The organism is Halobacteriovorax sp. RT-2-4, from assembly GCF_047085445.1.
Classification (GTDB): Bacteria; Bdellovibrionota; Bacteriovoracia; order Bacteriovoracales; family Bacteriovoracaceae; genus Halobacteriovorax_A.
In genome coordinates, this window is record NZ_JBKIXY010000002.1 from 1,080,419 (window position 1) to 1,087,049 (window position 6,631).

Genomic DNA, 6,631 nt, shown 5'->3' on the forward strand with positions numbered 1-6,631 from the left:
AAATCCGTTTAATTTATTAATCTAATATTCTTTCTAATCTTATTTTTAGAAGCAGCAAGCGATTCAGTCTCAGAAACTTGTCCAAAACGTCTTTCACGTTTTTCAACTTCATAAATAATATTTTCAAATTCTTTACTTGTGAAATTTGGCCACATTGTTTCTGTAAAATACAGCTCACCATATGCAATCTGCCATAATAGAAAGTTTGAGATTCTTTGATCTCCCCCAGTTCTAATCATTAGGTCGACATCACCTAACTCAGGGGCATGAAGAGCTTGAGAGATATTCTCCTCAGTCACTTCAATATCTTCAGCAATTAGCTTATTTACCGCACTTATAATTTCTGCACGTCCACCATAGCCAAAAGCAAAAGTTAATTTTAATCCTGTATTATCTTTCGACTCTTCTTTTAGTCGATTAATAATTTCAATTGTATCTTTAGGAAGTTTTGAAATATCACCAATAATATTAAATTTAATATTATTTTTTAAAACTCTCGTTCTTTCTTTAATAAGGAACTTCTTTAAAAGAAGAAAAAGAGTTCTAATTTCAGAAGGTGGGCGGCCCCAATTCTCAGTAGAGAATGCATAAAGTGTTAGGGCCTTAATCCCCATGTCGTCAGCTTTTTCTACGACATCACTAACAACAGAACTTCCACGCACATGTCCCCATACACGACGATGGGCGCGGTTCTGTGCCCAGCGCCCATTGCCATCCATTATAATTGCAACATGTTTTAATTTAGAAGTTTGAAAGTTCATCATTAATTCAAATAAAGATTAAAGAGTAAGAAGCTCTTTCTCTTTAGCAGCAATGATTTCATCAACTTGTTTAGTATACTTATCAGTTACAGTCTGAATTTCAGTTTGAAATTTCTTAGAATCATCTTCAGAAATTTCTTTTGCTTTTTCAGCTTTTTTCACAAGTTCATTTCCATCACGACGTACGTTACGAATTGCAATCTTACTATCTTCACCAATTTTTTTAATTTCTTTTACCTGCTCTTTTCTTGTTTGCTCAGTTAGTGCAGGGAAAGCAATTCTAATTAGATTACCATCGTTTGATGGGTTTAGACCTAAGTTAGCATTGATAATTGATTTTTCAATTTCACTGATAAGTGTTTTATCAAATGGTTGAATCTGAAGAAGTCTTGCTTCTGGAGTTGAAATTTGTCCAACTTGATTAACAGGAGTTGGAGAACCATAGTAATCAACAGTTATACCATCTAAAACAGAAGCTGATGCACGACCAGTTCTGATTTTTGTTAATTGATGCTTTAAAGAATCAATTGATTTTGACATACCAGTTTCTAATGATGATTTAATTTCATTAATCATAATATACCTCTTATAAATTATTTAATAACTTTAGTTCCAATGCTTTCACCAGCTACGGCCTTAGCAATATTACCTTTTTCAAACATATTAAATACCACAATTTCCATCTCATTATCCATACAAAGTGAGATAGCTGCAGAATCCATTACTTTAATTCCTTTATTTAATACGTCGATATATTTTAATTGATCAAACTTAACTGCGTCATCATATTTCATTGGATCTTTATCATAGATTCCGTCAACTTTTGTTGCTTTAAAAATTACCTGTGCGTCAATTTCATTTGCTCTTAAAGCTGCCGCTGTATCTGTTGTGAAGTAAGGATTACCAGTACCTGCTGCAAAGATAACAACACGTTTCTTCTCAAGGTGTCTCTCTGCGCGACGTCTGATATAAGGTTCACAAACTTCTTGCATATTAATAGCCGACATTACTCTCGTAAATACACCTTTTTGCTCAAGAGAATCCTGCATAGCAAGCGCATTTATGACAGTCGCCAACATACCCATATGATCTGAAGAAGTACGGTCCATACCTCTTGTAGCACCTGCTACACCACGGTGAATATTACCACCACCAACAACGATCGCAACTTCAACACCCATTGCGACTAGCTCTTTAACCTCTTCTGAAATTTGGTTAAGAACATCGTGAGTTACACCATAACCAGCTTCACCAGCTAAGGCCTCACCAGAAAGTTTTAATAAAATTCTTTTATATTTCATAAATCCCCAATAACACTACACTGTAATTGCAAAAAAAAAGGGCTTAAAAAAGCCCTTTCTCGTATTTAGTAATTAATTTTACTGTTGAGTCATCTTAGCAACTTCTTCCGCTAAGTTGTCTTCTTTCTTCTCAATCCCTTCTCCAAGATTGATTTTGTGGAAAGCAGTTACAGTAATGTCACCACCAACTTTACCAGCTACATCAGCAACAAGCTTCTTGATAGTAAAGTCTGGGTTCTTGATGAAAACTTGCTCAAGAAGACATACTTCTTTTGCTAGCTTACCAAGTTTACCTTTAACGATCTGATCGATCATGTTTTCAGGTTTACCTTCTTCTTTAAGTTGAGCACGGTAAACTTCTTCTTCACGCTTTTTGTAATCTTCATCGATATCATCAGCAGTTAAGAAAGAAGGTGCAGCAGCTGCAACGTGCATTGCGATATCTTTTGCAAGTTCCGCAACTTCTGGAGCATCAGCTTTATCAGTAGCTAGATCAACTAGAACACCGATTTTTCCACCGTGGTTATACGATCCAAGAACACCTGTAGTTTCAACTGCAGCAAATCTTCTTAGGTCGATTTTCTCACCACATTTCATAGTAAGTTCAGTTGATTCAGAGTTCTTAGCTTCTTTAAGTTCTTCAATAGAAGCTGGCTTATTTGAAAGAGTCCATGCAGCAACTGTATTAGCGAAACCTTGGAAATCATCACCTTTAGCAACAAAGTCAGTTTCACAGTTAACTTCAAGAATAACACCTGCGTTCCCTTCTACTAGAGATACGACAGTACCTTCAGCAGCAACACGGCTTGCTTTCTTAGCAGCAGTTGCAAGACCTTTAGTTCTTAGGAAATCGATTGCCGCTTCCACATCACCGTTAGTCTCTGATAGAGCTTTTTTACAGTCCATCATTCCTGCACCAGTTTTTTCTCTTAATTCCTTAACAGCACTTGCCGTAATAGCCATTTTTTACCTCGCTAATTATTTATTAATTATTCTTCTTCACCAGCTAAATCGATGTCGTTCTCATACTTAGAAAGAATTTCTTCTTCTAGTGCCTTATCAGTAACTTGGTTACCAGCAGACTTAGATTTACCAGCATTTGATGCAATTGCACCTGCAAAGTAATCAGAGAATAGAGTGATCGATTTGATTGCATCGTCGTTACCTGGAACAACGTAGTCAACACCTTCTGGATCACAGTTAGTATCAACGATTGCAACAACAGGAATACCTAGCTTGTTAGCTTCTTTTACAGCAATTCTTTCATTGTTTGGATCAACAACAACAAGAGCACCTGGAAGCTTTCTCATATCCTTGATACCACCAAGGTTTTTCTCTAGCTTTTCAACTTCTTTACCAACTTTGATTCTTTCTTTCTTAGTTAGTAACTCGAAGTCACCTGTTTCTTTCATCTTTTCAACTTTTCTTAGTTTATCGATTGAAAGGTTGATTGTTTTGTAGTTTGTAAGCATCCCACCTAGCCATCTGTTAGTTACGTAGTATGCACCACAAGATGCAGCAGCATTCTTAACAGTTTCTGAAGCTTGTCTTTTTGTAGCTACGAAAAGAATTGGCTTACCTTCAGAAGAAGTTTTCTTAAGGAAGTCATAAGCTTTTTTTGCTAATGGAATTGTTTTAGCAAGGTCAACAATGTAGATACCGTTTCTCTCACCAAATACATATGGCTTCATTTTTGGGTTCCACTTGTGAGTCTGGTGACCAAAGTGTGCACCTGCTTTTAAAAGATCATTAATGTTTAATTCTGACATACGAACTCCTAAGTTGGTTAATTACACTAACTCGAACCGAACGGACCAACCTTCGAGCAGTAGTTTATTTCGCGATATTGCGATGGTGCATTTTTAACACGATGACACTATGGATTCAATATTTTTTTGTAATATTTTTAGAGGAATTATTGGCCCTAACTTACCGAAAGAAAGGGCCTTTTGAATTATAGAGTTGGTGAACTTCCATCAACAAGAACGCGACGCGGCTTAGCACCCTGAGCAGGTCCTACTACCCCGCGCTTTTCAAGTTCTTCAATAAGATTTGCTGCTCTATTGTAACCAATTCTCAATCTTCTTTGCAGCATAGAAGCTGACGCCGAGCGAGATTCCATTACGACTTTAACAGCTTCATCATAAAGAGAATCACCTGAACTTGATGAAGATGCAGGTGTGATATGTGAACCATAAGAGTATTCATCTGTTTCAACTTCACCACCATTCTCAAGAAATTCCATTGCTTTTTCATCGAATCCTGATTCAAGCGCTTCAAGTTTTTGAGTTAAGGCTTCGATTTCTACTTCATCTACATATGAAGAGTGAACACGCTGAGTATTAATACCGTGTTTGTAAAGCATATCCCCTTTCCCAAGAAGTCTCTCAGCCCCAATTTTATCAAGAATAGTACTTGAGTCAGTTCTTGAAGATACTCTAAAGGCAACACGAGTTGGGAAGTTAGACTTGATAACACCAGTAATAACATCAACAGAAGGTCTTTGAGTTGCTAGAACTAAGTGAATTCCTGCGGCACGTGCTTTAGCTGCAATACGTGCGATATTATTTTCAATTTCTTTACCGGCCTTAGTAAGTACCAGGTCAGCAAACTCGTCTACAATAATAACGATATATGGTAATTCGTAATCTTCGGCCGTTGTATCTTCATAGTGATGGTGAATCTTAGCAAGCATTTCTGGAGTTGCTCTCTTGAGTTTTTCATTGAATCCAGAAATATTTCTAACACCAAATTCAGCAAGAATTCCGTAACGACGATCCATTTCCTGACATGCCCATAAAAGCGCAATTGAAGCAGTTTTTGCATCAGTTACAACAGGCATTAATAAGTGTGGAAGTTTAGCATACAGGGCCATTTCAAGTTGTTTAGGGTCAATAAGAATTAATTTCATCTTCTTAGGAGACTTCTTAACAAGAAGTGATACAAGAAGTGAATTAATAAATACCGACTTACCTGCACCTGTAGCACCTGCTACAAGCATGTGTGGACAAGTAGCTAAATCGATAACAAAAGATTCACCAAAAGCATTCTTCCCCATCGCAATAGGCAGAGAATATTTAGCATTTTGGAACTCTTTAGAACTTAAAACTTCATCTAAATATATGATATCACGAGGATTTCTTGGGACTTCAACACCGACAGTATCTTTCCCCATCATTGCAGGAACAACACGAATAGGTGCTCCATAGAGTGCTAAGGATAAATCATCAGCTAATCCTGCAATCTTAGAAACCTTAACACCGGCCCCTGGTCTAAATTCAAAAGTATCAACAACAGGACCTTTTAAAACGTTAACAATTTCACCCTCAATCTTAAACTCAGTAAGCTTAGATTCAAGAAGTGTAATAATTTGCTCAAAATATGCCTTATCAGGCTCATTCGAAACCTTCTCAATCGTAGCCTCTGTAGCAGTATCAACAATATTAAAATATTGGTTATCACTAGAAGTATCTGCCATACGATTAAGCGGAGCAGTTACAAGAATCTTCTTAACTTGCGGCTCTCTAGGAGTATTACTATCAACATCCTCACTAGGATCTTCTTCTTCAACATCAGGAGCTGTACGAACGACTGTATTTGATTCATCAAATGAAGGTCTCATAATTTGTGGCTTAATTACTGCTTCTTCAATATCCTCATCATCTTGTTCAATATTGTCAGTTTTCTCTTCAACAACAGTCTTAGACTTTAAGATATTTTGTGGTTTAATTTTATTGAGAGAAGCAAATAAAGATCCCTCTTTCTTAGTCTCATCCTTATCTTTATTATCGTCTTTTAGAATGCTATCCATTCTTTTTCGTAGACTATTATCATGCTCAATTTGCGCAACAGGTTTCTTCTTCTCAAATGGAGCAATGAGAGCTTGCTTGGCCTGAACCACTTTCTTAGGAGCGGCCTTAGTAAAATTAAATACTTTAATGATACTCTCTTTAAATCCACCTCTAAAAGTACCCAAAAGAAATAATCCAAAAGCGACACCGCTATAAATACCTAACCAAAGCGAAGTAAATGAATTTTTGAAAATATACTGTAGTCCAATTCCAAGAGCATCTTGAAATAGAAAAAATGAAATACTTCCAGCAAAGAAAAGTAATGGGAAAAAATTGAGGATATCCACCATATACTCTCTTCTGTCATATATAAATGTATGGCATAGAGCAAAAACGAAGAAAGGAATCAAAATCCAAGGCCCACTAAAGTAAGAGCCAAACTTAACCAATGAGAAAAAATAATAGCTAAGAATATTTCCTGAATTATTAGATGTAATCGTAAAGTAGTTATCCGGTAGATCATTTCCAAAGTAAAAAGAAACAAATGAAAATAATGTTAAGATAAACAGGGTAACTAGTTGAGTTTTAAGGATATTTTTCTTCATATTACTATTGTATATGAAATGATAGTAAAGGCAAAAGAAAAGGCCGAAAAGCCTTATTTAAGCATGAATTAGTGAATTAAGAATTTTACGGCCACAAATAAAAAAAGCCAGATCCTAAGATCTGGCTTTTTATATAGAAGGTGCATCTTCCTAGTCTCACACCAAGTGACCCT

At 36.2% G+C, this 6,631-nt stretch carries 6 protein-coding genes; all 6 read right to left on the minus strand.

What is annotated here, in order from left to right; genetic code table 11:
* Nucleotides 1-8: 8 nt before the first annotated feature.
* Entirely contained in the window at nt 9-761 is a 753-nt protein-coding gene (gene uppS, locus ACMAYL_RS15670) for a polyprenyl diphosphate synthase (RefSeq protein WP_103217989.1), read from the minus strand.
* An 18-nt stretch (nt 762-779) separates the two neighbouring features.
* Nucleotides 780-1,337, minus strand: a complete 558-nt coding sequence (gene frr / locus ACMAYL_RS15675) for a ribosome recycling factor (RefSeq protein WP_103217581.1) — start codon at nt 1,335-1,337, stop codon at nt 780-782.
* Nucleotides 1,338-1,354: 17 nt separating this feature from the next.
* Nucleotides 1,355-2,062, minus strand: a complete 708-nt coding sequence (gene pyrH / locus ACMAYL_RS15680; protein WP_021268728.1) for a UMP kinase — start codon at nt 2,060-2,062, stop codon at nt 1,355-1,357.
* Between the two features lie 78 nt (nt 2,063-2,140).
* The gene (gene tsf / locus ACMAYL_RS15685; RefSeq protein ID WP_103217580.1) at nt 2,141-3,025 is read right to left on the minus strand and encodes a translation elongation factor Ts; all 885 of its coding nucleotides are present in this window, start codon (nt 3,023-3,025) and stop codon (nt 2,141-2,143) included.
* Between the two features lie 26 nt (nt 3,026-3,051).
* Nucleotides 3,052-3,831, minus strand: coding sequence for a 30S ribosomal protein S2 (rpsB, locus tag ACMAYL_RS15690; RefSeq protein ID WP_103217579.1), 780 nt, complete (start codon nt 3,829-3,831; stop codon nt 3,052-3,054).
* Between the two features lie 185 nt (nt 3,832-4,016).
* Nucleotides 4,017-6,458, minus strand: coding sequence for a DNA translocase FtsK (locus ACMAYL_RS15695; protein ID WP_103217578.1), 2,442 nt, complete (start codon nt 6,456-6,458; stop codon nt 4,017-4,019).
* Between the last annotated feature and the right edge of the window lie 173 nt (nt 6,459-6,631).